The 24,881-nt window shown below is 54.2% G+C and carries 25 protein-coding genes and 1 pseudogene; 14 read left to right on the top strand and 12 right to left on the bottom strand.

Going from position 1 to position 24,881, the window contains the following annotated elements:
- Positions 1 to 14: 14 nt before the first annotated feature.
- Positions 15 to 302: a LexA regulated protein gene (ybfE, locus tag OGX66_RS09990; protein ID WP_003022842.1), complete on the bottom strand. Its 288-nt coding sequence runs from the start codon at positions 300 to 302 to the stop codon at positions 15 to 17.
- Between the two features lie 128 nt (positions 303 to 430).
- Complete coding sequence (gene ybfF, locus OGX66_RS09985; protein WP_115489927.1) at positions 431 to 1,204, bottom strand: esterase; 774 nt, start codon at positions 1,202 to 1,204, stop codon at positions 431 to 433.
- A 194-nt stretch (positions 1,205 to 1,398) separates the two neighbouring features.
- Between ybfF and seqA the strand changes: the two genes are divergently transcribed.
- Complete coding sequence (seqA, locus tag OGX66_RS09980; RefSeq protein ID WP_003022848.1) at positions 1,399 to 1,941, top strand: replication initiation negative regulator SeqA; 543 nt, start codon at positions 1,399 to 1,401, stop codon at positions 1,939 to 1,941.
- A gap of 24 nt (positions 1,942 to 1,965) precedes the next feature.
- Positions 1,966 to 3,606: a phosphoglucomutase (alpha-D-glucose-1,6-bisphosphate-dependent) gene (pgm, locus tag OGX66_RS09975; protein ID WP_136345849.1), complete on the top strand. Its 1,641-nt coding sequence runs from the start codon at positions 1,966 to 1,968 to the stop codon at positions 3,604 to 3,606.
- Between the two features lie 100 nt (positions 3,607 to 3,706).
- Here the strand turns inward: pgm and kdpE are convergent, their stop codons facing one another.
- From kdpE to kdpF, 6 genes are read right to left on the bottom strand one after another with little or no spacing between them, the layout of a single operon-like run.
- Entirely contained in the window at positions 3,707 to 4,384 is a 678-nt protein-coding gene (kdpE, locus tag OGX66_RS09970; RefSeq protein WP_003022856.1) for a two-component system response regulator KdpE, read from the bottom strand.
- On the bottom strand, positions 4,381 to 7,065 hold the full coding sequence (kdpD, locus tag OGX66_RS09965; protein ID WP_046669868.1) for a two-component system sensor histidine kinase KdpD: 2,685 nt from the start codon (positions 7,063 to 7,065) through the stop codon (positions 4,381 to 4,383). The genes kdpE and kdpD overlap by 4 nt, the downstream gene beginning before the upstream one ends.
- 10 nt (positions 7,066 to 7,075) lie before the next feature.
- Positions 7,076 to 7,642 carry a potassium-transporting ATPase subunit KdpC gene (gene kdpC / locus OGX66_RS09960; RefSeq protein ID WP_032948832.1) on the bottom strand — a complete coding sequence of 189 codons (567 nt, stop codon included), beginning with the start codon at positions 7,640 to 7,642 and terminating at the stop codon, positions 7,076 to 7,078.
- Between the two features lie 8 nt (positions 7,643 to 7,650).
- Complete coding sequence (gene kdpB / locus OGX66_RS09955; protein ID WP_136345850.1) at positions 7,651 to 9,699, bottom strand: potassium-transporting ATPase subunit KdpB; 2,049 nt, start codon at positions 9,697 to 9,699, stop codon at positions 7,651 to 7,653.
- 20 nt (positions 9,700 to 9,719) lie between these two features.
- A complete protein-coding gene (kdpA, locus tag OGX66_RS09950; RefSeq protein WP_136345851.1) occupies positions 9,720 to 11,399 on the bottom strand; it encodes a potassium-transporting ATPase subunit KdpA in 1,680 nt (559 codons plus the stop codon).
- The gene (gene kdpF / locus OGX66_RS09945; protein ID WP_001670793.1) at positions 11,399 to 11,488 is read right to left on the bottom strand and encodes a K(+)-transporting ATPase subunit F; all 90 of its coding nucleotides are present in this window, start codon (positions 11,486 to 11,488) and stop codon (positions 11,399 to 11,401) included. The genes kdpA and kdpF overlap by 1 nt, the downstream gene beginning before the upstream one ends.
- A gap of 308 nt (positions 11,489 to 11,796) precedes the next feature.
- Between kdpF and OGX66_RS09940 the strand changes: the two genes are divergently transcribed.
- From OGX66_RS09940 to OGX66_RS09925, 4 genes and pseudogenes are all read left to right on the top strand, one after another.
- Positions 11,797 to 12,003 (top strand): YbfA family protein, encoded by a 207-nt coding sequence (locus OGX66_RS09940; protein WP_003022870.1) that lies wholly within the window; start codon positions 11,797 to 11,799, stop codon positions 12,001 to 12,003.
- An 89-nt stretch (positions 12,004 to 12,092) separates the two neighbouring features.
- The gene (locus OGX66_RS09935) at positions 12,093 to 13,046 is read left to right on the top strand and encodes a YbgA family protein (RefSeq protein ID WP_003847351.1); all 954 of its coding nucleotides are present in this window, start codon (positions 12,093 to 12,095) and stop codon (positions 13,044 to 13,046) included.
- 20 nt (positions 13,047 to 13,066) lie between these two features.
- On the top strand, positions 13,067 to 14,485 hold the full coding sequence (gene phrB / locus OGX66_RS09930) for a deoxyribodipyrimidine photo-lyase (protein ID WP_136345852.1): 1,419 nt from the start codon (positions 13,067 to 13,069) through the stop codon (positions 14,483 to 14,485).
- A pseudogene (locus OGX66_RS09925) lies at positions 14,482 to 14,797 on the top strand (Rpn/YhgA-type helix-turn-helix domain-containing protein); the annotation flags it as partial. The gene phrB and the pseudogene OGX66_RS09925, both read left to right, overlap by 4 nt.
- A gap of 50 nt (positions 14,798 to 14,847) precedes the next feature.
- Here OGX66_RS09925 and dtpD read toward each other — a convergent pair.
- Positions 14,848 to 16,329, bottom strand: a complete 1,482-nt coding sequence (gene dtpD, locus OGX66_RS09920; protein WP_003847348.1) for a dipeptide permease DtpD — start codon at positions 16,327 to 16,329, stop codon at positions 14,848 to 14,850.
- A 289-nt stretch (positions 16,330 to 16,618) separates the two neighbouring features.
- Here dtpD and ybgI point away from each other — a divergent pair, with 289 nt between their 5' ends.
- From ybgI to nei, 8 genes are read left to right on the top strand one after another with little or no spacing between them, the layout of a single operon-like run.
- Positions 16,619 to 17,362, top strand: coding sequence for a radiation resistance protein YbgI (gene ybgI / locus OGX66_RS09915; RefSeq protein ID WP_003022887.1), 744 nt, complete (start codon positions 16,619 to 16,621; stop codon positions 17,360 to 17,362).
- A gap of 15 nt (positions 17,363 to 17,377) precedes the next feature.
- Positions 17,378 to 18,034, top strand: coding sequence for a 5-oxoprolinase subunit PxpB (gene pxpB, locus OGX66_RS09910; RefSeq protein WP_003835457.1), 657 nt, complete (start codon positions 17,378 to 17,380; stop codon positions 18,032 to 18,034).
- Positions 18,028 to 18,960, top strand: coding sequence for a 5-oxoprolinase subunit PxpC (gene pxpC / locus OGX66_RS09905; protein ID WP_032938517.1), 933 nt, complete (start codon positions 18,028 to 18,030; stop codon positions 18,958 to 18,960). The genes pxpB and pxpC overlap by 7 nt, the downstream gene beginning before the upstream one ends.
- Positions 18,950 to 19,684 carry a 5-oxoprolinase subunit PxpA gene (gene pxpA / locus OGX66_RS09900; RefSeq protein ID WP_044701024.1) on the top strand — a complete coding sequence of 245 codons (735 nt, stop codon included), beginning with the start codon at positions 18,950 to 18,952 and terminating at the stop codon, positions 19,682 to 19,684. The genes pxpC and pxpA overlap by 11 nt, the downstream gene beginning before the upstream one ends.
- A 53-nt stretch (positions 19,685 to 19,737) precedes the next feature.
- Complete coding sequence (locus OGX66_RS09895) at positions 19,738 to 20,460, top strand: DUF969 domain-containing protein (RefSeq protein ID WP_048233278.1); 723 nt, start codon at positions 19,738 to 19,740, stop codon at positions 20,458 to 20,460.
- Positions 20,457 to 21,452: a DUF979 domain-containing protein gene (locus tag OGX66_RS09890; protein WP_088902591.1), complete on the top strand. Its 996-nt coding sequence runs from the start codon at positions 20,457 to 20,459 to the stop codon at positions 21,450 to 21,452. The genes OGX66_RS09895 and OGX66_RS09890 overlap by 4 nt, the downstream gene beginning before the upstream one ends.
- A gap of 9 nt (positions 21,453 to 21,461) precedes the next feature.
- A complete protein-coding gene (pcp, locus tag OGX66_RS09885) occupies positions 21,462 to 22,106 on the top strand; it encodes a pyroglutamyl-peptidase I (RefSeq protein WP_088902590.1) in 645 nt (214 codons plus the stop codon).
- A 14-nt stretch (positions 22,107 to 22,120) separates the two neighbouring features.
- Positions 22,121 to 22,912 carry an endonuclease VIII gene (gene nei, locus OGX66_RS09880; protein ID WP_087879077.1) on the top strand — a complete coding sequence of 264 codons (792 nt, stop codon included), beginning with the start codon at positions 22,121 to 22,123 and terminating at the stop codon, positions 22,910 to 22,912.
- Here nei and OGX66_RS09875 read toward each other — a convergent pair.
- From OGX66_RS09875 to OGX66_RS09865, 3 genes are all read right to left on the bottom strand, one after another.
- A complete protein-coding gene (locus tag OGX66_RS09875; protein ID WP_048216696.1) occupies positions 22,909 to 23,955 on the bottom strand; it encodes an AbrB family transcriptional regulator in 1,047 nt (348 codons plus the stop codon). The two genes, nei and OGX66_RS09875, sit on opposite strands and share 4 nt — an antisense overlap.
- Positions 23,956 to 24,077: 122 nt before the next feature.
- Complete coding sequence (locus tag OGX66_RS09870; RefSeq protein WP_046669955.1) at positions 24,078 to 24,482, bottom strand: DUF2251 domain-containing protein; 405 nt, start codon at positions 24,480 to 24,482, stop codon at positions 24,078 to 24,080.
- A 76-nt stretch (positions 24,483 to 24,558) separates the two neighbouring features.
- Positions 24,559 to 24,840 carry a bacteriocin immunity protein gene (locus tag OGX66_RS09865; protein WP_046669877.1) on the bottom strand — a complete coding sequence of 94 codons (282 nt, stop codon included), beginning with the start codon at positions 24,838 to 24,840 and terminating at the stop codon, positions 24,559 to 24,561.
- Positions 24,841 to 24,881: the final 41 nt, after the last annotated feature.

Here is a 24,881-nt window from a genome sequence, read left to right as displayed (position 1 = left end):
AGCAGAAATTCAGACTATGCCTGACCGCGCAATGCGCTGAGTTGGTTCATCAGCATCTCTTCGATGAGTTCACTGCGACTCATGTTGCGTGCCTCAGCCAGCTCGTTCAGAGCGTCAACGGCATCAGCGTTCAGTTTCAGTTCGACACGCTTAAGCCCGCGAACTTTGTCACGCTTAAGCTGATTACGTTTATTAATACGTAACTGTTCATCACGCGAGAGCGGATTAGTTTTGGGTCGTCCCGGGCGACGCTCCTGCGCGAACAGATCTAATGTCGTACGGTCCGTTTGTTCTTTGGCCATGATCTTGGTGACTTCGGGGAAACAATCAGCCAGGCGTCTGCCCGGATGGATAGCGCGCCATAATACATCAGCAGGGGAGACACGCCAACGCCCGCGCGCGTAATCGCGCGCAGACGCTGAGTTTTTAATCAGTTAGCCTGCTCGCTCAGATAACGACGGATGGCGCGCAGCACCGCCTCCGGTTTTTCGGCATGCACCCAATGCCCGGCGCCTGCTATAACGTGCGCACGAGCTTGTGGGAATTGCGCCAGTAGTTGTTCGCGATACGCTTCGGTAACATACGGTGAGTTGCCGCCTGGGATAAACAGCGCCGGGTGCTCCCACGCAGGAATGGTTTCCCAACCGACGATATGCGGATATTGATCCCACAATACGGGAACGTTAAAGCGCCACTCGCCGTCAACAAAGGATTTCAGCAGAAACTGGATAACACCTTCCTCTTGCAGGTGCTGGCGCATGACGCTTGCCGCCTGCTGGCGTGAGGACGCTTGTGCATCGGTTACGGCATTGATTGCCGCAAAAATCTCATCGTGGCGGCGAACATGGTAGTCAACGGGAGCAATGTCGATGGCGACCAGCCGTTCGACGCGTTCCGGAGCCAGAGCAGTCAGCGCCATGACGGCTTTTCCGCCCATCGAGTGGCCAATAAAGATCGCTTTTTCGATCTGCCGATCGTCAAGCGTATCCAGCAGATCTTGCGCCATGGCCTGATAATTAATCTCAGGTGAACGAGGGGAGAGGCCATGGTTTCGCATATCGACCTGGATGATGTCGTGGTCGGTTACTAGATCGCGTGCCAGGATCCCCAGGTTATCCAGGCTGCCAAACAAGCCGTGAACCAGGACGATGGGAGAATTATTGTGCAGGTTTTGCGCAGATTGCGCTCGGATATTCAATTTCATGGCAAAGTTCTTTTTTTCACACTCACGGGTTAGGGTATCATGTTGACCATTCTGCCACATGGCTGCAACAACTACGGTTACTCTGAGTTTTGCTGGCCACCAGGCTTGACGCTATCCGCTGTTGGGATTTGCCTTTACACTACGTGTGTTTACCCCGACAACTTGTATTCAGCTAAACACTGCACTGGATTAAGATGAAAACGATTGAAGTTGATGATGAACTCTATAGCTATATTGCCAGCCACACCAAGCATATTGGCGAGAGCGCATCCGACATTTTACGGCGTATGTTGAAATTTTCCGCCGCATCACAGCCTGTCACTCCGATAGTCAAAGAAGTCCGCGCTGTGCAACCTGTCGTGGAAGCCAAGCCGGTTAACCCCGTAAAAGATAAAGTGCGCGCGATGCGTGAGCTGCTGCTGTCCGACGAATACGCGGAACAGAAGAAAGCAGTAAATCGCTTTATGCTGGTGCTGTCTACACTCTATTCACTGGATCAAAACGCGTTCGCCGAAGCAACGGAATCGTTGCATGGTCGTACGCGTGTTTATTTTGCAGCTGATGAACAGACGCTGCTGAAAAATGGTAATCAAACCAAACCGAAGCACGTGCCAGGCACGCCGTACTGGGTGATCACCAATACCAATACCGGCCGTAAATGCAGCATGGTTGAACACATCATGCAGTCAATGCAATTCCCTGCGGAATTGATTGAAAAGGTTTGCGGAACAATTTAATCCTTGCATTAGAAGGACCAGGCAATGGCAATCCACAATCGTGCAGGTCAACCTGCGCAACAGAGTGATTTGATTAACGTCGCCCAACTGACGGCACAGTACTATGTACTGAAACCAACAGCAGGGAACGCTGAGCACGCTGTTAAGTTCGGTACGTCCGGACATCGCGGCAGTGCAGGTCGTCATAGTTTTAACGAGCCGCATATTCTGGCTATCGCCCAGGCGATTGCTGAAGAACGTGCGAAAAACGGGATTACTGGTCCGTGCTATGTGGGCAAGGATACCCACGCGCTGTCTGAACCGGCTTTTATCTCTGTACTGGAAGTGCTGGCGGCGAACGGCGTTGACGTCATCGTGCAGGAAAATAACGGCTTTACGCCAACCCCTGCTGTATCGAACGCTATCCTGGTCCACAACAAAAAAGGCGGCCCGCTGGCTGACGGCATTGTGATCACGCCGTCCCACAACCCGCCGGAAGATGGCGGCATTAAATACAACCCGCCAAACGGTGGTCCGGCAGACACCAATGTCACCAAAGTGGTGGAAGACAGAGCCAACGCGCTGCTGGCGGCCGGTCTGCAAGGCGTGAAGCGTATGTCGCTGGACGCTGCGCTGGCATCTGGTCATGTGAAAGAGCAGGATCTGGTTCTGCCGTTTGTTGAAGGACTGGCTGACATCGTAGACATAGCGGCGATCCAGAAAGCGGGTCTGACGCTGGGTGTCGATCCGCTGGGCGGTTCCGGTATCGAATACTGGAAGCGTATTGCAAAGCACTACAACCTGAACCTGACTATCGTTAACGATCACGTTGATCAGACTTTCCGCTTTATGCATCTCGACAAAGATGGCGCAATCCGCATGGACTGCTCCTCCGAGTGTGCGATGGCGGGGCTGTTGGCGCTGCGCGACAAGTTCGATCTGGCCTTTGCCAATGACCCAGACTACGACCGTCACGGTATCGTCACCCCGGCAGGGCTGATGAATCCGAACCACTATCTGGCGGTGGCGATCAACTACCTGTTCCAGCATCGTCCGCAGTGGGGCAAAGATGTTGCCGTCGGTAAGACGCTGGTGTCATCGGCGATGATTGACCGTGTAGTGAATGATTTAGGGCGTACACTGGTTGAAGTGCCGGTTGGCTTTAAATGGTTTGTTGACGGTCTGTTTGACGGCAGTTTTGGCTTTGGTGGGGAAGAGAGCGCGGGGGCATCTTTCCTGCGTTTCGACGGTACACCGTGGTCAACCGACAAAGACGGCATCATCATGTGCCTGCTGGCGGCAGAAATTACCGCAGTGACCGGTAAGAACCCGCAGGAGCACTACAACGAACTGGCTGCTCGCTTTGGCGCACCGAGCTACAACCGCCTGCAGGCAAGCGCGACCTCCGCGCAGAAAGCGGCGCTGTCTAAGCTGTCTCCGGAAATGGTGAGCGCCAGTACGCTTGCGGGCGACCCGATCACCGCGCGTCTGACGGCTGCACCGGGCAACGGCGCTTCTATCGGCGGTCTGAAAGTGATGACTGACAACGGCTGGTTTGCCGCGCGTCCTTCTGGTACGGAAGACGCTTACAAGATCTACTGCGAAAGCTTCCTCGGTGAAGAACATCGCAAGCAGATCGAAAAAGAAGCGGTTGAGATCGTCAGCGAAGTGCTGAAGAACGCGTAAACCGTAGGCCGGATAAGACGCTAGCGTCACTATTCGGCATGAATAATGAAAAAGCCGGACAACAAATACGCTGGTCCGGCTTTTTATATTCAACTTAACGTCATGGCATGAACCGATAACCAATCCCGGTTTCGGTCAGAAAATGACGCGGACGTGCCGGGTCCAGTTCCAGTTTCTGGCGCAGGTGTCCCATGTAAATTCGCAGATAGTGGCTGTGTTCGACGGCGTTTGGTCCCCAAACCTGATTGAGCAACTGGCGCTGCGTCAGTACCTTTCCGGCATTATTCAGCAGTACCGCTAACAGGCGAAACTCAATCGGCGTCAAATGAATCTCTTCATCACCACGATGTACTAGCCGGGCGGCGATATCTACTTTTACGTTGGAAAAATGCACCACCGGCTCGGGAGACGTGCCGCTGGCGTGGCGACGCAATGCCACGCGCAATCGCGCCTGTAGCTCGCCAATACCAAAGGGTTTACTGAGATAGTCATCGGCACCGGCATCCAGGGCGGCAATTTTATCACTTTCTTCGCTGCGGGCTGAAAGCACAATTACCGGTATCGCGCTCCATTGTCGCAGGTCACGAATAAAATCAATGCCGTCACCGTCCGGCAGACCGAGATCGAGAATGATGAGATCGGGTTTTCGCGTGGCGGCTTCCAGCAGACCACGTTGCAGCGTTTCCGCTTCATATACACGCAGACCATCGGCTTCCAGCGCGGTGCGCAGAAAGCGACGGATAGCCTGTTCATCTTCAACAATCAGTACGTTCGTCACATATCCTCATGAAAATCTTCAAGTTCAGGGGGGATTTCCTGGGGCAGTGTAACACGGAAACATGCTCCTCCCTGTGCGCGATTGTGGACGGAAATTGTACCGCCGTGCACGTCCACAATGGCCTGGCAGATTGCCAGCCCCAGCCCAACGCCCGGTACAGATGACTCTTTGTTTCCCCGGGAGAACTTGTCAAAAACTCGTTGCTCCATTCCCGATGGAATGCCAGGGCCATTATCCCAGACGTCCAGTTGCAGATGTTCGCCATCGACGCTGGCATCAATACCGATTTGCGCCGCTGGACCTGCGTATTTAACAGCGTTTTCCAGCAGGTTAATCAGCACCCGTTCAAATAGCGGGCCATCGACGTGGATCAGCGTCAACGGCGCGGGTAGCGACAAATTAATAGGAGCAGAGAGTCCTGGCTCCAGCATCTGCAGGGCACTACCGACCACCTCTTCCAGCGTTAACCACTCTTTCTTAAGATTAAAGCCGCCAGACTGAATTCGCGCCATATCCAGTAGGTTATTAACCAGTCGGGTCGTATTCAGGACGTGCTGGCGAATTTCGCTGGCCTGGCGCGCGTGCGGCGATCCTTCGCTTGCCAGATCCAGCGTTAAGATCTCTGCCTGACCAAACAACACCGTCAGCGGCGTGCGCAAATCGTGGGAAAGGGCGGCGAGCAGGGCATTGCGAATGCTTTCACGCTCGCTGGCAAACCGGGCCTGCTCTTCGCTGGCGGTGAGCGTCAGGCGTTCCAGCGCACTGGCGACCAGTAAAGTGAAAGTTTCCAGCAGGCGCTGCTGTTCGGGGATCATCAACTGGCGTAAATTTCCTGGTTCCACAACCAGCAACCCATGCGTTTTGTCGGCGCTTTTTAACGGTAAAATTTGATACGGCACACCGGGTAAGGTGTCAGTGCCTGCGCCGGCCGGTTGCCCTTTATCAAAGCTCCACTGGGCAATGGCGTCATCCCACGGCGTCATGCCCTGTTGATGAGTGAGAGGGGCCAGCTTACCGTTCTCACCGGGCAGTAAAACCTGGCTGCGGGCCTGGAACGTTGAGGCAATAAACTGTTCGCTGGTGGCGGCGATATCCTGCTGGCTCCGTCCGACGGCCAGCGCTTTCGACATCTCATATAAATGACGCGTACGCTGTTCACGATAACGCGCTACCCGTGCTTGATAACGCACTCCAGCGGTGAGATTACCGATAACCAGCCCTACCGTTAGCATCACGGCAAAGGTAAGCAGGTACTGGACGTCGGAAACGGCCAGCGTACCGCGTGGGGCAATAAAGAAGAGATCGAAGCTGGCAACGTTAATAAAGGTTGCCAGCACTGACGGCCAGCGTCCGTAAAAGAGGGCGATAACCACAACACCCAATAAATAGATCATCACCAGGTTGGCGGCGTCAAAGGCCATCAACCACTGCATGGCAATCAACGTAATGATGGCGCACAGCGCGACGGCAACCACGCAACCCTGAATTTGAACCCGCCACTTATCCTTAAAGGTGCGGCTATCTGCAGTTTGCAGCACAGGGCGCGAAGGTGGTTCGTCGAGCGCAACAATCATCAGGTCGAGATCCGGTGCGCGATGGGCCAGTTTGTCAGCAAAGGAATCACTGCGCCACCAGCGTCGCGTAGTCGGACGTCCGAGGACAATTTTTCCCAGATTATGCTCACGGGCGTAGCGGATTACTGCTTTGTCTTCAGCGGGATCGGAAAGGGTGGCGGTTTCTGCACCCAGCTCCTGGGCTAATCGCAGGGCGCTTAAAATTGCGCGGCGTTGTTTTTCGGGCAGTCGGTGCAGCGCTGGCGTTTCGACATACACAGCATGCCATACGCTGCCGAGGCGCGCTGCCAGACGCGCGGCGGCACGCACGAGCTTTTCGCTGCCGGTGTTGTGTCCAATACACAGCAATATGGCGTCGCGGGTATGCCAGACTTTCTCCTCTCCCGGACGTCCACGCCAGGCACGCATCTGATCGTCAACCCGATCGGCCGTGCGGCGCAGGGCCAGCTCACGTAGCGCGATCAAGTTACCTTTGCGAAAGAAATGCTCGATGGCTCTTTCCGCCTGACCGGCGATATAGACCTTGCCTTCGTTCAGGCGCTGGCGCAAATCGTCGGGGGGAAGATCGACCAGCACCACATCGTCAGCGGCATCGAAAAAAGGATCGGGGACGGTTTCGCGAACCTGAATGCCGGTGACGCCGCTGACCACATCATTGAGGCTTTCCAGATGCTGCACGTTGACGGTAGTAAAAACGTCAATACCGGCTTCCAGCAGCTCTTCAATATCTTGCCAGCGTTTAGGGTGGCGTGAGCCTGGCGCATTACTGTGCGCCAGTTCATCCATCAAAATGAGTGCCGGGCGGCGGGCCAGCGCCGCGTCGAGATCGAACTCGCTGATATGACGACCATGGCGCGCCTGTCGCTTTAGCGGCAGAATGCTGAGACCGTCCAGCAGCGCGGCGGTCTCTTTGCGTCCGTGGGTTTCCACCACGCCAATCAGCACATCTAATCCCTGCGCCCTTAGCCGCTGGGCCTCTGCCAGCATGGCCCAGGTTTTACCGACGCCTGCACACGCGCCGAAGAAAATTTTCAGTTTTCCCCGGTGCGGAGCGGTGGTCTGCTCCAGCAGGCGATCGGGGTCGGGGCGTAAGGGTTCGTTATGCATGTCCTTTTTCTCAGTGCTTATCCAGCGCTAAATTAAGTTCTACCAGGTTCACCACCGGTTGGCCGATAAAACTGACCAACGGCTTTTGCGTGTATTGTGCAACCAGGCGTGTGACCTCTTCAACGCTGAGGTTGCGAGCCTGCGCCACGCGGGGGATTTGCCAGGCCACCGCAGCTGGCGTCAGGTTGTTATCCAGCCCGCTGGAAGAAGCCGTTACCAGCTCTACCGGAACGGCAGGATTTGCCTGCGGGTTAGCGGCACGCAGCGCGGCAATCCGGCTTTGCAGCTGTTTATCCAGTTCCGGGTTGCTGGCTGCCAGATTGCTGCCGCCTGAAGCCATTGGATTATAGGGCATTTCCGCTGTGGCTGAGGGGCGTCCCTGAAAATAACCGGCAGCGGTAAACTGTTGCCCAATGAGCTCGGAGCCGCGAACAATCTGACCTTCGCGGAGAAGCGAACCGTTAGCCTGGTGGGGAAACCACCATTGCCCCAACGCAGTGGTCAGCAGCGGGTATGCCCCGCCGGTGATAAGCATCAGGAAAATCAATGTTGATAATGCAGGACGTAATCCACTCATCAGAAACCTCACACCAGACCCAGCAGGGTCAGCAGTAAATCAATTGCTTTGATACCGATAAACGGCACAACCAGACCACCCAAGCCATAGATCCACAAATTGCGGCGCAGCATCGCGGAAGCGGATAACGGTTTGTAACTCACGCCTTTCAGCGCCAGTGGGATCAGAAAGACGATAACCAGTGCGTTAAAGATAACCGCGCTGAGGATCGCCGAGTCCGGCGAATGCAGCCCCATCACGTTCAGCGCATTGAGCTGCGGGTAGGTGGCGGCGAACGCGGCCGGGATAATGGCAAAATACTTCGCTACGTCGTTGGCGATACTGAAGGTGGTCAGCGAACCGCGCGTCATCAGCATCTGTTTACCAATGTGCACCACTTCAATCAGTTTGGTGGGGTTGGAGTCGAGGTCCACCATGTTGCCCGCTTCTTTCGCTGCCTGGGTTCCGGAGTTCATGGCAACGGCCACATCGGCCTGCGCAAGGGCTGGTGCGTCGTTAGTTCCGTCGCCGGTCATCGCCACCAGACGACCTTCCGCCTGATACTGACGAATCAACGCCAGCTTGGCTTCCGGTGTGGCTTCGGCTAAGAAGTCATCCACTCCGGCTTCCGCGGCGATTGCGGCGGCGGTCAAACGGTTGTCGCCAGTGATCATCACCGTTTTGATCCCCATTTTACGCAGTTGGGCAAAACGCTCTTTAATCCCGCCTTTTACGATATCTTTCAGGGCAATCACGCCAAGTACGTGGGAGCCTTCAGCAACCACCAGCGGCGTAGCGCCAAGGCGTGCGACGTTTTCGACCTTCTGCTCAACGTCGGCGGGGAAGTGGCCGCCGTTGGCTTCGACGTGACGACGAATAGCATCGACCGACCCTTTGCGGATCATACGGTTGTCGATGTTGATCCCGCTCATCCGACTTTGGGCGGTAAACGGTACAAAGGTGGCGTGCAGCGATTGCACGTCGCGTATACGCAGATTAAAGCGCTGTTTAGCCAGAATCACGATGCTGCGGCCTTCCGGCGTTTCATCGGCCAGGGATGAAAGCTGCGCGGCATCGGCCAGCGTTTTTTCGTCCACGCCGTGGGCGGGCAGAAAATCTGAAGCCTGGCGGTTACCCAGCGTAATGGTGCCGGTTTTATCCAGCAGCAGTACATCCACGTCACCCGCCGCTTCTACTGCACGTCCGCTGGTGGCAATGACGTTCGCACCCAACATGCGGCTCATCCCGGCGACGCCAATCGCGGAGAGCAGCCCGCCTATCGTCGTAGGGATTAAACACACCAGCAGCGCAACCAATACCGTGACGCTGACCGCGCTACCGCCCCAGGAGGAAAACGGCCACAGCGTGGCCGTAGCCAGTAGAAAGACGATGGTCAGGGCTATCAACAGGATCGTCAGGGCAATTTCATTGGGCGTTTTACGCCGCTGTGCACCTTCAACCATGGCGATCATCCGGTCGAGGAACGTTTCACCAGGGTTTACGCTGCATTCGATAACCAACCAGTCGGAGAGGATGCGAGTCCCGCCAGTGACGGAGGCGAAATCACCACCGGATTCACGAATCACCGGCGCGGATTCACCGGTAATGGCGCTTTCATCTACCGACGCGCCGCCTTCGATCACCTCGCCGTCACACGGGATAATATCGCCAGCTTCCACCAGCACGATATCGCCTTTACGTAAATCATCGGCAGGGACGTGATCCATTGCCGCGCCGTATTTCGGCTCGCGAAGCTTGCGGGCAAAGGCGGTTTTTTTGACGCCTTTCAGGCTGTTGGCCTGAGCTTTACTGCGTCCTTCCGCCAGCGCTTCAGCAAAGTTGGCGAACAGAACGGTAATCCACAGCCACAGACTTATCGCACCGGTAAACCAAGGATTACCCGGCATATGGCCTGTTGCCATCGCCACGGTTAACAGGGTCGTTAACAGACTGCCCAACCAGACGATAAACATCACCGGATTACGCCATTGGGTATGTGGGCTTAATTTTTTCACGGCGTCCATCAGCGCCTGTGCGACCAGAGAGGGTTCGAACAGCGCCAGTTGCTTGCGACTCATAGTAATGTGCTCCGCATCACTCAGTGTAATGACAGGTATTCTGCGACCGGGCCAAGCGCCAGGGCAGGAACAAAGGTGAGAGCGCCAACCAGTAACACCGTACCGATCAACAACCCGACAAACAGCGCGCCGTGGGTAGGTAGCGTGCCGGAGCTGGCTGGCTGGATCTTTTTACTGACCAGCGATCCGGCAATCGCCATCACGGGAATGATCACGCCGAAGCGACCGAAGAACATGCATAAGGCCAGCAGGCAGTTCCAGAACGGGCTGTTGGCGCTTAACCCGGCGAAGGCGCTACCGTTGTTGTTCGAGGCGGACGACACGGCATACAGCACTTCGCTAAACCCGTGTGGACCCGGGTTAAGCATGGCGCTGCGGCCAGCTTCGGTCATCATGGCGATCGCTGTGCCGATCAGGACCAGCGCAGGGGTGACCAGAATCGCCAACGCGGTCATTTTCATTTCGCGCACGTCGATTTTCTTACCCAGATACTCTGGTGTGCGGCCAATCATTAACCCGGCGATAAATACCGCCAGCAGCACGAACAGCAGCATGCCGTACAGACCTGAACCCACGCCGCCGAAGACCACTTCACCAATCTGCATTAACCACATCGGCACCATGCCGCCCAGTGCGGTGAAGGAGTCATGCATAGCATCGACAGCGCCGCAAGATGCCGCTGTCGTCACGACGGAAAACAGACTCGTGGCCAGCACGCCAAAGCGGCTCTCTTTGCCTTCCATGTTGATATTGCTGTCTGCACCGAATGCCATCAGGTGTGGGTTGCCCTGAACTTCAGCCCACATCACGACGGCCACGCAGACCACAAAAATCAGTGACATGGCCCACAGCAGAGTCCGCCCCTGGCGACGATCGCCCACTACATCACCAAAGGCAAAACATAGTGCGGTGGGAATTAAGAAAATAGCCAGCATCTGGACCAGGTTGGTTAGCGCGGTTGGGTTTTCAAACGGATGCGATGAGTTGGCGTTAAAAAAACCACCGCCGTTTGTACCGAGCATCTTAATCGCTTCCTGTGAGGCGACCGGCCCCATTGGCAGCAGCTGTTTCACCCCTTCAAGGGTAGTGATGGGTTGATACGGCAATAGGTTTTGCAACGTACCTTGCTGAATGAAGAACAGGGCGATGATCAACGCGATGGGGACCAGGATCCACAGCGTAATGCGAACCAGATCGACCCAGGCGTTGCCCAAGGTGTTCATACTCTGGCGCGTGAAGGCGCGGGTCAGGGCAAAAATCACCGCAATCCCGGTTGCCGCTGACAGGAAGTTTTGTACGGTCAGCCCGACCATCTGGCTGAAGTAGCTTAAGGTGGTTTCACCAGCGTAGGATTGCCAGTTGGTATTAGTGACAAAACTTACCGCGGTGTTAAGCGCCAGATCCCACGAAAGCCCTGGCAGTTGCTGAGGATTTAACGGCAGCAGGTTTTGCGCCATCAGCATCGAAAACAGGACCAGCAGGCCCAGTACATTGAGTGCGAGGATCGCCAACAGATACTGCCGCCAGTTCATCTCCTGCTGTGAGATGCCCAGACCACGCCAGAGCAAACTCTCCACGCCAGTCAGGCCCGGCAGGGACGTATTATTGATCAGCCGAGCCAGCCCAAAGCCCAGCGGTCTGGCGATGACAAACAGCACCAGCAAGAAACTGGCAATGAGTAAAAATCCTTGGGCCGCCATCAGAACGCCTCCGCATTAATCAGGGCATACACCAAATAACCTAATAATAAAAAGACCAGCACAATGCCGGTTATCACGCCTGCACTCACGGTGCACCTCCAGTGGCATAAATGTGATAACCAGAGCGTAGATTTTTGCTTGCAAAGATTTCGCAAAAATCAGTGGGTGGGGTGTAAAAAAAGTATAAAAATGGCAAAGACCATTATTTAACTAATGATTAGTATTAATTTAACTTTTATGTAACTTAATTACAGTTTTTAGCTAAACGGAGCATCAATAGATAAAAATAAGTGGTCGGATGAGTAGCAAAATTACACACAAGGCGGTATTATTTTCATCAGTTAACCAAGTTTATTTTTCCGGTGCGATTCACCGAACAGATATATGGGAGAGGATTATGGACTTTTATAAAGAATATCCAGCACACATTGTTTTCTTGCGCCGTACCTTTGCCGTTGTGGCGGGCGTGCTGGCGCTGCCGGTCATGTTGTTCTGGAAAGACCGCGCCCGTTTTTACAGCTACCTGCACCGCGTCTGGTCTAAAACCAGTGATAAACCGGTGTGGATGGAGCAGGCTGAAAAAGCCACCTGCGATTTCTACTGATAGCTAATAAATCCCCAAAAGCCGCTGATATCAGCGGCTTTTTTGTTCATGATAGCTACACTTATCTCAGGAATGAGAAAGGAGCGATCATGAGCGAGAAAATCCCTGTTGGTATCAGTGCCTGTCTGTTGGGGGAGGCGGTTCGCTATGATGGTGGGCACAAGCGGCTGGCCTTTGCTGTGGAAGAACTGTCGCCGTGGGTCGCTTTCGAACCCGTATGCCCTGAAATGGGTATCGGGTTACCGGTCCCGAGACCTGCGCTGCATCTGGTCAAAGAGGGCGAGGCTGTCTCCCTGCGTTTTAGTGATAAGCGCGAGGGTGATTTGACAGACGTAATGACGGCTTTTAGTCAGCGACAAAGCGATCGTCTGGAGCATTTGTGTGGCTATATTGTCTGTGCAAAATCGCCTAGTTGCGGTATGGAACGGGTGCGGGTCTACGACGCGGAAGGCAAAAACAACCGTAAAGCGGGACGAGGGATCTTTACGTCTGTGCTGATGTCGACGTTACCCTGGCTTCCCGTGGAAGAGGACGGGCGTTTGCACGACCCGCAGATTCGGGAAAATTTTGTTGAGCGCATTTATGCCTTGCACGAGCTCAACGGTATCCGTCAGCAAGGGTTAACGCGCGGAGCACTAATCGATTATCACAGCCGTTACAAGCTATTACTGTTGGCCCATTCCCAGCCGGACTATCGCGAACTCGGGCGTTTTGTCGCGGCGATCGGCGAATGGCAAGATTTGCAGGCTTATTTTGTTGAGTATCGCTTAAGGCTGATGAGTTTGCTGGCGCATCTTCCCTCCCGGCGCAACCATACCAACGTGCTGATGCATGTCCAGGGCTATTTCCGTACGCAATTAAATTCTCGTCAGCGGCAGGAGCTGGCCTCTCTCATTGACGGGTATCGACGTTCGACTCAACCGCTGCTTGCGCCAATAACATTACTCAAACACTATATGGCGGAATATCCGGATGCTTATCTCTCCGGGCAGCGCTATTTCAATCCCTGGCCAGAGGCTCTGCGTTTGCGCTACGGGCGTTAAGTTTTTTCTTCAGGAGTGTTATGACCACCCATTTGGTCTGGTTTCGGCGTGATTTACGCCTGCACGACAACCTCGCGCTGGCGGCGGCTTGTCGGGATCGTTCTGCGCAGGTGCTGGCGTTATATATCGCTACCCCCGAGCAGTGGAAGGCCCACGATATGGCCCCGCGCCAGGCGGCATTTACCTGCGCGCAGTTGAATGCGTTACAAACAGCGCTGGCAGAAAAAGGCATCCCTTTACTGTTTTACGAAGTGGCTGATTTTGCGGCCAGCGTGGACACCATCAAAAGTGTCTGCCTGCAGCATGACGTCGGTCGATTATTTTATAACTATCAATATGAAATAAACGAACGCCAGCGTGATGCTGCCGTCGAAAAGTCCTTACCTCAGGTGGTGTGCGAAGGGTTTGACGACAGCGTGATCCTGCCCCCGGGGGCGGTGATGACCGGCAATCATGAGATGTATAAAGTGTTCACGCCGTTTAAAAATGCCTGGCTGAAGCGGATTAAAGACGGTATTCCAGAATGCGTTAGCGCGCCGAAAATGAGGGACAGCGGCGCTCTTGACGCACCGTTAACATCAATCACGCTGAGCTACCCGCAGCAAGATTTTGATGCGCAGTGGTTTTCGGCAGATGAAAAGTTGGCCATCGCGCAATTACGTCAGTTTTGCCAGCAGGCGGCGGGAGAATACGAGCAGCAGCGTGATTTTCCAGCGATTGACGGGACCAGTCGATTATCCGCAAGTCTGGCGACAGGCGGGTTATCGCCGCGCCAATGCCTGAATCGACTGCTCGCGGAGCAGCCGCAAGCGCTTGAGGGCGGCAGGGGTAGCGTCTGGCTGAACGAGCTTATCTGGCGTGAATTTTATCGTCATCTGATGACTTACCATCCGGCGCTGTGTCGGTATCAACCCTTTATCCACTGGACCGATCGCGTGCAATGGCAGAATAATCCGACGCATTTGCAGGCCTGGAAAACGGGTAGTACGGGCTACCCTATTGTGGATGCGGCGATGCGTCAGCTCAACGCCACGGGCTGGATGCATAATCGATTACGCATGATTACCGCCAGTTTTTTGGTGAAGGACCTGCTGATTGACTGGCGTAAAGGCGAACAATATTTCATGTCGCAACTGATTGATGGTGACCTCGCGGCCAATAACGGCGGCTGGCAGTGGGCAGCCTCAACCGGAACCGACGCCGCACCGTATTTCCGTATCTTTAACCCCACGACGCAGGGCGAAAAATTCGACCGTGACGGTGAGTTTATCCGCCAGTGGGTGCCGGAACTGCGCGACGTGCCGGGTAAAGCCATTCATGACCCGTGGTCGTGGGCAGAAAAAGCGCAGGTAACACTAAGTTATCCTCGCCCGATTGTGGATCATAAACAGGCAAGGCTGGCGACGCTGGCGGCATATGAGGCGGCGCGTAAGGGATAGCGCTGCTGGAATTAATGCAAAAACATATCCGTCAGCGGGATTTGATGGGGCTGGTAGAGCAACTGACCACGCTACTACTTACCGGATGCGCTAATGACACGCAACTGCAGGCGATGCTTAATTACATCCTACGATCCGGCGATTAATCTCGCTTTAATGAGTTTATGCAAAAAATGGCACAACGGATCCCCCAACACAGGAGAAGTTGCATTACGTATAGCGCAAACTATGCTGGAGCAGGGAATAGATCGCGCAATGGTACTACTAGTGACGGGGCTTACTGAAGAGGAACTCGCTGCAAGTTATGCGTAATTACCCGAAAAAACAGGCCCGAATAGTATTACATCATCGGGCCCTTACACTCAGGATTCTACCGCCAGCGGACGGTTTCTGAACTTAAGCGACTGGTACAGCCAAATCAGCAGCACCAACACCACGCAGGCCAGCGCGCCCCAGGTAATTTCGCTAAAGACATCAATATACGCATTGATGGAGTAGTTGATAGCGCCAGCAGCATCAAACGAGCCTTGCGACGTCTGATCGGCGATAACGCCTGCCAGATAGTTGGCGATGGCGCCGGACAGCAGCATATAAATGCCTGTTAATACGCCAGTCACCCCAGGGATCTCAATACGCGTAATTTGCGACATCGCCACCGGGTCGATAAACAGTTCGGCAAAGCCCATGACCGCCAGCCCCAATACCATCAGCGGCATGGAAGAGTGGCCGTAAGCTGCGGACCAGCGGGCGCTTAAGGTCAGAATGCAGAACCCTGCGCTCATTAAACCGAGGCCAAGGGCGAATTTACCCCAAATACGTACGGTACGATTGCCGCCAACGCTTTCTTTGATTACCCAGGCCAGCACGATACCGCACAGCATAACGGCAAAGGCGTTAACCGACTGGAACATCGCGGTCGGGACGGAATACCCCAAAATATCGCGATTTACGAAGCGGTCAATATACAGGCTAATCGAGCTGCCGCCCTGTTGAGCAAAGGCCCAGAACAGCAAGCTGAAGAAGGTCAGCGTGACGATAAGCCCCAATTCTTTGCGCTGCTTTTGGGTTTGCGCCTGACGGTAAATCTTCGCCAGAACCGCCAGACCAATAACCGTGGCAACAATCAGTGCGTAAACGGACCACTCTTTCCAGAACAGGACGGTAATCAGTAACGGTGCTGCAACCAGCAGAACTAACAGCCAGGCCCAGTTTGGCAGCATATACTTTTTCGCACACAGCACAGCCTTGTTGACGCCAGTGGTATGAGCGAAATGGCGATTACCGCATAAGAAAATCACCAACCCTGCCAGCATGCCAATCGCAGCCAGCGCAAAGCCCATCGCCCAGCTGTACTCTTCCTGCACGTATCCGCAGGCAATCGGTGCGATGATCGAACCGATGTTACCGGCTGCGTAGAGCAGAGAGAATCCACCGTCGCGACGCGGATCTTCAGGTTGATATAACTCGCCCAGCAGGCAACTAATGTTGGATTTAAACAGACCGTAGCCGCAGACAATGATCGCCAGCGACAAATAAAGGAACGCCGGAGCCATTTCGCTTGCGCCCAATACCAGATGTCCCACCGCCATTAAAAATGCGCCGATCATCACCGCCATTCGATTACCGAGCACTTTATCTGCCAGGTATCCCCCGAGAATGGGGGTGACGTAGACCAGTGAACAGTAGGCGCTGAACAGTTCATATGCGTGATTATCGTCGTACTTGAGCTGGTTAGTGAGATACAGGATCAGCAGCGCACGCATGCCGTAAAAACTGAAATATTCCCAGATTTGTAGCGCGACGACGTAATAAATCGCCCGTGGTTGAGATGCTTGTTTATTCATTATTTTCTCGAAGTAAATGCCTCGCGATAGGCTGAGCGTACTGCGCGAGCGTGTTTCCTTAAAGTTGTAACTTTGATACAGATCTGATTATTTTTGCAATATGCTGTCTGATTGCATAAATATTCATGAATTGGATCGCGTAGTGGTAAGCAAATCATGTTCAAAGCGGGTGTGATTGTTTCTTGATGTGTCAGTGAAATGGCTATCGACGAACGCAGGCGAGGACGCTATTTTAACCTAAGCTGTGTTGCTGATTAGGCAGGCAGAATTAATGACTACGAGGACGATGATGAAAAACACCGAACTGGAACAACTGATCAACGACAAACTGAACAGCGCCGCCATTAGCGACTATGCGCCGAATGGTTTGCAGGTTGAGGGCAAAGAGACGGTGCATAAAATCGTGACCGGCGTGACCGCAAGTCAGGCGCTGCTGGATGAGGCGGTGCGCCTGCAGGCCGATGCGGTTATCGTTCATCACGGTTATTTCTGGAAAGGCGAATCTCCGGTAATTCGCGGCATGAAGCGCCATCGTCTGAAAACGCTGTTGGAAAACGATATCAACCTGTATGGCTGGCACCTGCCGCTGGATGCTCACCCGGAACTGGGGAATAACGCGCAGTTGGCCGCGCTGTTGGGGATTACCGTGATGGGTGAGATCGAACCGCTGGTGCCATGGGGAGAACTCTCCATGCCGGTTCCGGGACTGGAGTTGGCATCGTGGATTGAAGCGCGTTTAGGCCGTAAACCGTTATGGTGTGGTGATACCGGTCCGGAAAAAGTTCAGCGCGTCGCCTGGTGTACCGGGGGCGGTCAAAGTTTTATTGATAGTGCAGCCCGATTTGGCGTCGACGCTTTTATCACTGGTGAAGTTTCAGAGCAAACCATTCACTCAGCCCGCGAGCAGGGGCTGCATTTTTATGCTGCCGGTCACCATGCGACCGAACGCGGCGGCATTCGCGCATTAAGCGATTGGCTTAATGAAAATACCGATCTGGACGTGACTTTTATCGATATTCCTAATCCAGCGTAATAAAGAGGGACGAAAGTGCAGCGAGCGCGTTGTTATCTGTTAGGTGAAACGGCAGTGGTTCTTGAACTGGAACCACCCATTACGCTGGCGACTCAGAAACGCATCTGGCGTCTGGCCCAGCGTCTGGTTGATGCCCCGAATGTACTGGAAGCTATTCCAGGCATGAACAATATCACGGTGACCTTGCGCGACCCGCAAACGCTGGCGCTGGATGCGATTGAGCGCCTACAACGCTGGTGGGAAGAGAGCGAAGCACTGGAGCCGGATTCGCGCTTTATTGAAATTCCTGTTACCTATGGCGGTGAGGCCGGTCCCGATCTGGCAGAGGTCGCCCGGCACAGCGGATTAAGTGACAAGCAGGTTGTGGAACTTCATGCGTCGGTTGATTACGTGGTGTGGTTTATCGGTTTTCAGCCGGGATTCCCCTATCTCGGGAGCTTACCTGAACAACTGCATACCCCAAGACGTGCGGAACCGCGTTTGCTTGTTCCGGCAGGTTCTGTCGGTATCGGTGGATCTCAAACGGGGATCTACCCGCTTTCCACGCCTGGCGGGTGGCAATTGATTGGGCGTACTTCCGTTTCGTTATTTGATCCAAAACGGGAGGAGCCGATTCTGTTGCGGGCTGGCGATACCGTGCGTTTTGTCCCGCAGAAGGAGGGGATATGTTAAACATCATCCGCGCTGGCATGTACACCTCAGTACAGGACGGGGGACGTCATAGTTTTCGTCAATCCGGAATCAGTCACTGTGGGGCGCTGGATAAACCGGCGCTGAACGTGGCTAACCTGCTGGTGGGTAATGATGCGAATGCCGCAGCGCTGGAAATCACGCTGGGGCAACTGGTGGTGGAGTTTGAAGCCGATGGCTGGTTTGCCCTGACCGGTGCCGGATGCGAAGCGCATCTGGATCGTACGCCCGTGTGGAGCGGATGGCGGTTACCGGTAAAAGCCGGGCAGCGCCTGACGCTAAAACGTCCGCTTCATGGCATGCGCAGTTATCTGGCGGTAGCGGGCGGTATTGATGTTCCTGAAGTGATGGGCTCGCGTAGTACCGATCTGAAAGTGGGCATTGGTGGGTTTGAAGGGCGTCTACTGCGTGATGGCGATCGACTGGCGATTGGCGTATCTACCCGGAAATTCAGCGAGCCGCAAGGTGTTAAGCAACTGATGTGGGGTAATCTCATTCGTGCGCTGCCCGGACCTGAATATCAGGAGTTTGATGAGGTATCGCAGGCTTCGTTCTGGCGCTCACCGTGGCAACTTAGCCCGCAAAGTAACCGTATGGGGTATCGTCTTCAGGGGCAGCCGCTGACGCGCACGACCGATCGCGAGCTGCTGTCGCATGGCTTGCTCCCCGGTGTGGTGCAGGTTCCACATAATGGCCAACCCATTGTGCTGATGAACGATGCGCAGACGACGGGCGGCTATCCGCGCATCGCCTGTATCATCGAGGCAGATATGTATCATCTGGCGCAGATCCCGCTCGGTCAACCGATTCATTTTGTGCAGTGTTCGCTGGAGGAAGCGCTGAAGGCGCGGTACGACCAGCAGCGTTACCTGGAACAGTTAGCATGGCGGCTTAACAATGAAAATTGATCTCAATGCAGACCTCGGTGAGGGATGTGTGAACGATGCAGCGTTGCTGCAATTGGTGTCATCGGCCAACATCGCCTGTGGGTTTCACGCAGGCGATGCGCAAACCATGCTCTCAAGCGTGCGCGAAGCGCTAAAAAATGGCGTAGCGATAGGTGCGCATCCCAGCTTTCCGGATCGGGAAAATTTTGGCCGTAGCGCCATGACCCTGCCTGCGCAAACGGTGTATGCGCAGACGCTGTATCAAATTGGCGCGCTGGCTGCCATCACGCGGGCGGAGGGCGGTGTGATGCATCATGTCAAACCGCATGGCATGCTCTATAACCAGGCAGCGAAAGATCCTCAACTGGCTGATGCGATTGCGAAAGCGGTTCATGCCTGCGATCCGTCGCTGATTTTAGTGGGACTGGCGGGAAGCGAACTGATTCGTGCTGGAGAACACTATGGCCTGGTAACGCGTCAGGAGGTGTTTGCCGATCGGGGTTATCAGGCCGATGGCAGCCTGGTGCCGCGTAGTCAGCCGGGCGCACTGATTGAGGATGAAGAGCAGGCGTTGGCGCAAACGTTAGAAATGGTGCAATCCGGCAGAGTAAAAAGCCAAAGTGGGACATGGGCGAGCGTGACTGCCCAGACGGTATGCATTCATGGGGATGGCGAGCACGCACTCGCTTTTGCCCGTCGCTTGCGTAGCGCCTTTGAAGCATGCAATATTCAAATTAGCGCATAAATTTATTCATACAAAACAATAATATATCACACAACAACATAAGGGATTTAATTATGGGAGAGGCTATTTCTCTCTGGCCATTGACGGGGATCGCCGTCATCGTGGTCGGATTTCTTTTACGTTTTAACCCGGTATTGGTGGTCATTATTGCCGGGATCGTCACGGGAGTGGCGGCGCATATGCCGATCGCCACTATTCTCGAGAAACTGGGTGAAGGTTTTCTTAACACCCGCAACCTACCATTTATCCTGCTGATCCCGCTGGCGGTTATTGGCCTGCTGGAACGTCACGGACTCAAAGAGCGTGCGCAGGCGTGGATTGCAAAAATCCGCAGCGCTACCAGCGGCCGCCTGCTGATTGTCTATCTGTTCATTCGCGAAGCGACCGCTGCATTAGGACTCACCAGTCTGGGGGGGCATCCGCAAATGGTGCGTCCGCTGCTGGCGCCGATGGCGGAAGGGGCCGCTGAGAAAAATCACGGCGAGATACCTGGGGCGGTACGCTATCGACTGCGCGCAATGTCAGCGGCGACCGATAACGTCGGGCTGTTTTTCGGTGAAGATATCTTTGTTGCTTTCGGCGCCATCATCTTCATGCATAACTTTATGCTGGAGTCTGGTGGGATCCAGACCGAACCGCTGCATATCGCCCTATGGGGGATCCCAACGGCAATTTGTGCTTTCCTGATCCACGGCACACGTTTGTGGCGTCTGGATAGCTATTTGCAACGTGAGGTGGCGAAAGCGAATGCCGCAGCGAAAGGGGAAGCGCAATGAATTTTCAACAAAGCTATCTCTACTGGCTGGCGGGCGCGGTATTACTGATTGTGGCCGTCATGTCCTGGCAGGATAAAGCGAACCCGCGTCGTTTCACCACTGGCCTGTTTTGGGGCATATACGGCGTACTGTTTCTGCTTGGCGACTGGACATTCTCGCTGTTTGGCGACAAGCGCGCGGTGCATATTGCCGTCGGTATTGCGGTGGTCATCCTGGCGCTGATCGCCGGTTTTGGCGGCGTGAAGCTGGGAAGTTACCATCAACGGACCCAGCAACAGCGCGAAGAAAGTGCCAGTCGCCTGGGCAACCGCCTTTTTTTTCCGGCGCTGGCGATCCCGGTGGTAACGGTTATTGGCGTGCTGATGTTCAACCATATTCCGGGCTTACAGGATGCGCTGTTTGGGCCGGGTAATCACGCCACGCTGGTGACGCTTTTTTCCATGACCGCAGGTTCGTTGATTGGCCTGTCGATGGCAATAAAAATGACCCATGAGCGGGTGCATCAACCGATCCAGGAGGCGCGCCGTCTGCTGGACTCCATCGGCTGGGCGTTCATCCTGCCACAGATTCTGGCTACGCTCGGGCTGTTGTTTACGGCAGCGGGCGTAGGCAGCGGCATTTCATATCTGACGCAGGAATATCTGGCGGTAGACAGTCGCTTTATCGCAGTGGCGGTGTACACCATCGGCATGGCATTGCTGACGATGGTCATGGGCAATGCGTTTGCTGCTTTCCCGATCGTGACCGCTGGGATTGGTATTCCAATTCTTGTACTGCAACACGGTGGTAATCCGGCGGTAATGGCGGCGATTGGTATGTTCTCCGGTTATTGCGGGACACTGATGACGCCGATGGCGGCGAACTTTAACATTGTCCCTGCTGCGCTGCTGGAACTACCGGACAAAAATGCGGTGATTAAAGCGCAGGTGCCAACCGGCATACTGCTGCTATTGGTCAACGTGTTCCTGATGTATTTCCTGATGTTCTTGTAAGGTGACAGGATGAAAACAGTACTCATCACGGGATTTGAACCCTTTGGCGGCGAATCAGTTAACCCTTCCTGGGAAGTGGTCTCGGGACTCGATAATGCTATCATCGGTGGATGCCGCGTCGTTGCCCGCCAACTGCCGTGCGTCTTTGGCGAGTCTCTTACCGTACTCAATGGCGCGATTGACGCGCTGTCGCCATCGCTGGTTCTGGCGGTGGGGCAGGCGGGTGGTCGCACGGATATCACCGTGGAACGCGTGGCGATTAACGTTGACGATGCGCGTATTGCGGATAATCAGGGGCAACAGCCGGTAGATGTGCCGGTTGTAGCCGATGGTCCAGCGGCATGGTTTAGCACGCTGCCGATCAAAGCGATGGTTATGGCTATGCGCAACGCGGGAATTCCGGCTTCGGTTTCCCAGACCGCTGGCACTTTCGTGTGTAACCACGTGATGTATGGCCTGCTGCATAAACTACGCGATGCACCGGCGGTGAAGGGCGGCTTTATTCACATCCCTTATTTGCCGCAACAGGCCGCACAGCATCCCGGGGCGCCAAGTATGGCGGCTGAAACAGTACGCCGGGCGCTGGAAGTCGCAATTGCCACCGCCTTGCAGGTGGAAAGCGATATCGCAGTGACGGGCGGCGCAACACATTAACAAAGGACAGTATTATGCCTGAAGGCCCGGAGATCCGCCGCGCGGCGGATAACCTGGAGGCGGCAGTCAAAGGCAAACCCCTGACGGAAGTCTGGTTTGCCTTTGAGCAGTTAAAACCGTATGAATCTCAACTAATTGGGCAGAGTGTTACCCAGCTTGAAACGCGAGGGAAAGCATTACTGACCCATTTTTCCAATGGCCTGACGCTGTACAGTCACAATCAGCTCTATGGCGTGTGGCGAGTGGTGGATACGGGCAACATCCCGCAGACCTCGCGGGTACTGCGCGTCAGTCTGCAAACACATGACAAGACAATTCTGCTCTATAGCGCGTCTGATATCGAAATGCTGACGCCAGAACAGCTCGCCATCCACCCGTTCCTGCAACGGGTAGGGCCGGATGTACTGGATTTACGTTTAACGCCCGATGACGTTAAAGCGCGTCTGTTATCTCCGCGTTTTTGCAATCGCCAGTTTTCTGGTCTGCTACTGGACCAGGCGTTTCTGGCGGGATTAGGTAACTACTTGCGGGTAGAAATCCTTTGGCAGGTTGGGTTGACCGGGCAGCATAAAGCGTCGCAGCTTAGTGATGAGCAACTGGATCAACTGGCACATGCGCTGCTTGATATTCCACGTCTGTCTTATAACACCCGTGGGCTGGTGGATGAGAACAAACATCACGGTGCGTTGTTTCGCTTCAAGGTCTTTCATCGGGACGGCGAAGCCTGTGAGCGTTGTGGTGGGACTATCGAGAAAACGATGCTCTCCTCGCGACCTTTTTACTGGTGTCCGGGATGTCAGCACTAAGCGGGCCGTTTTGGAGCGTGCACCGAAATAAACCGCGCGACTGCGGGGCCAGTTAACAAAATGCTGAACAGTCGCAGGGTTTGCATCGCCATGATGAGCGCCATATCAGCGTGGCTTCCTGCGGCGATCACCGCAACAGAATCCACTCCTCCAGGACTGGTTGCCAGATAGGCAGTGAGAAAATCTATCTGCATGTAATGCGCCAGTCCCCAGGCCATAGCGGCGCAGATCGCCATCAGTGAAAAAATGGACAACAGGATCTGCGGCAAAGGGCGCAGCGCCATTAAAAATATCTGCTTGTCAAAGCCCAGGCCGATTTGCCAGCCGATGGCCATATAGGCTATCGCCAGTAGCCATTCCGGCAGTTCAATCACCATCACTCCGCTTGCATTCAGCAAGGCACCCACCAGCATCGGCAATAGCATGACGCCAGAGGGAATTCGCAGTAAGCGTCCAGCCGTGCCGGCAACGGCGGCCAGCATCAGAGTGCTGAAAAGATTGCCGCTTAGAGGCGGAAACCAGATGATTTGTTCACTGACCGCCTGCGCCTGGTCGCCCATCACCAGACGGGTGACCATCGCCGCCGCGCCGACCACCAACAGTACGCGCAGATACTGCATAAACGCCACCAGTCGGATGTCGGCACCATAATCCTGCGCCATCGCCACCATTGCCGCTGCGCCGCCTGGTGACGAGCCCCATGCGCCGGTGTTACCCGGTAGATTACTGTAGCGAACCAGCAGCCAGCCGATTATCGCGCTGCTGATAAGGGTTGCCAGCAGGATAACAATCACCATCGGCCAGTGGGCTGCAAGGGTTGTGAAGATTGAACCGGTCAGATTTTGGGCAATCATGCAGCCGAGAATCGCCTGCGCGCCAAGAAATGTGCAGCGGGGAGGATGCAGAGAGATGCCGCGCAGACTGAAGATGATGCCGACGATCATCGAACCGAGCAGCAAGGGGCCTGGAAGATGAATAAGCAGAAAGAGCAGGGAAAGCAGGAGCGATAGCACAAACAACAGGCTCCACTGCAAAACAGGCATCCCATGCTCCTGAGTTATATGTTGCGTTTAACGTGTTGATACAGCATAGAGAAAAAGTCCGCTGAAAAAAATATCAAGTATCAATAAAAACGGACTAACCGGTGATCGGGTATTGATGCCTGTTATCTGAATAAATCATCGACAGCATCATTCCATGCATGCCCAAAGACAGACCATTCCTGACTGATTGTAGGTGGAAAACCGCTCCGGCAGTATCCATTTTTAGATTCAAAATCAAAGACACCGTGTGGGTAACCATTTATTAGCAACACACATTTCTTACTGTCTTCTGACCAACCGATCTTCACATCTGATGGGATATGCCCATCTGACACATCTTCTGCATTGTAAATATGCAGTGCATCTTTGATAGGATTTCCGTCAGCAGATTCATCAAGTGCATAGAAGTACCCGGTTTGACCATCATCTTCAAATACAGCCGTGTAAGAACCTTCTGGGGCCAAACTTTCTATTACCTGCTTTTCACCGACAATGAGTTGAGCTTGAACCGTAACCGTGATCGTCATTTTAAATTCCCACATGTATAAATATTCGTTGTTATATAATTTACACTGATAATTCGAGTGTTTGATTTGAAAATTTTTAGGTTGATTGTTTAAATGATGAGCGTCCATGGGACTTACGCCATCTTTTGATTTCATCAATGACGCCTTGTGGGCTGTCTTCCCTGTCATCCGGGGGATAAAAAATCAATCCATTACTTTCCGGATGGTCCACGATTTTATCGAAATGATCGACTAATGAGTCGATGTAAGATTCACGATCCATTTCTCCCTGGTAGCGCGGGTTTGCAGAGAATTCATTTAGGAAGTCTAAGAATTCGGATTCAGTGTAGTCTTCGAGTTTTTGCTTAAGATGATTCATATATTCACCTTTATAATAAGATGCTTTGCAGAGTGTTATTA

This window comes from Citrobacter sp. Cf072 (assembly GCF_030334485.1).
Taxonomy (GTDB): Bacteria; Pseudomonadota; Gammaproteobacteria; order Enterobacterales; family Enterobacteriaceae; genus Citrobacter; species Citrobacter freundii.
Note: the sequence above shows the minus strand (reverse complement) of the source record. Positions and strands in the feature narration are given on the sequence as shown.

Coding starts and splice junctions, on each gene's coding strand:
- kdpB (WP_136345850.1), bottom strand. CDS start 9,699: ATGAGTCGCAAGCAACTGGCGCTGTTCGAACCCTCTCTGGTCGCACAG.
- pxpA (WP_044701024.1), top strand. CDS start 18,950: ATGAAAATTGATCTCAATGCAGACCTCGGTGAGGGATGTGTGAACGAT.
- OGX66_RS09870 (WP_046669955.1), bottom strand. CDS start 24,482: ATGACGATCACGGTTACGGTTCAAGCTCAACTCATTGTCGGTGAAAAG.
- phrB (WP_136345852.1), top strand. CDS start 13,067: ATGACCACCCATTTGGTCTGGTTTCGGCGTGATTTACGCCTGCACGAC.
- kdpC (WP_032948832.1), bottom strand. CDS start 7,642: ATGAGTGGATTACGTCCTGCATTATCAACATTGATTTTCCTGATGCTT.
- kdpD (WP_046669868.1), bottom strand. CDS start 7,065: ATGCATAACGAACCCTTACGCCCCGACCCCGATCGCCTGCTGGAGCAG.
- pgm (WP_136345849.1), top strand. CDS start 1,966: ATGGCAATCCACAATCGTGCAGGTCAACCTGCGCAACAGAGTGATTTG.
- pcp (WP_088902590.1), top strand. CDS start 21,462: ATGAAAACAGTACTCATCACGGGATTTGAACCCTTTGGCGGCGAATCA.
- pxpC (WP_032938517.1), top strand. CDS start 18,028: ATGTTAAACATCATCCGCGCTGGCATGTACACCTCAGTACAGGACGGG.
- dtpD (WP_003847348.1), bottom strand. CDS start 16,329: ATGAATAAACAAGCATCTCAACCACGGGCGATTTATTACGTCGTCGCG.
- ybfF (WP_115489927.1), bottom strand. CDS start 1,204: ATGAAATTGAATATCCGAGCGCAATCTGCGCAAAACCTGCACAATAAT.
- OGX66_RS09895 (WP_048233278.1), top strand. CDS start 19,738: ATGGGAGAGGCTATTTCTCTCTGGCCATTGACGGGGATCGCCGTCATC.
- OGX66_RS09940 (WP_003022870.1), top strand. CDS start 11,797: ATGGACTTTTATAAAGAATATCCAGCACACATTGTTTTCTTGCGCCGT.
- ybgI (WP_003022887.1), top strand. CDS start 16,619: ATGAAAAACACCGAACTGGAACAACTGATCAACGACAAACTGAACAGC.
- nei (WP_087879077.1), top strand. CDS start 22,121: ATGCCTGAAGGCCCGGAGATCCGCCGCGCGGCGGATAACCTGGAGGCG.
- kdpA (WP_136345851.1), bottom strand. CDS start 11,399: ATGGCGGCCCAAGGATTTTTACTCATTGCCAGTTTCTTGCTGGTGCTG.
- ybfE (WP_003022842.1), bottom strand. CDS start 302: ATGGCCAAAGAACAAACGGACCGTACGACATTAGATCTGTTCGCGCAG.
- OGX66_RS09875 (WP_048216696.1), bottom strand. CDS start 23,955: ATGCCTGTTTTGCAGTGGAGCCTGTTGTTTGTGCTATCGCTCCTGCTT.
- OGX66_RS09890 (WP_088902591.1), top strand. CDS start 20,457: ATGAATTTTCAACAAAGCTATCTCTACTGGCTGGCGGGCGCGGTATTA.
- OGX66_RS09865 (WP_046669877.1), bottom strand. CDS start 24,840: ATGAATCATCTTAAGCAAAAACTCGAAGACTACACTGAATCCGAATTC.
- OGX66_RS09935 (WP_003847351.1), top strand. CDS start 12,093: ATGAGCGAGAAAATCCCTGTTGGTATCAGTGCCTGTCTGTTGGGGGAG.
- seqA (WP_003022848.1), top strand. CDS start 1,399: ATGAAAACGATTGAAGTTGATGATGAACTCTATAGCTATATTGCCAGC.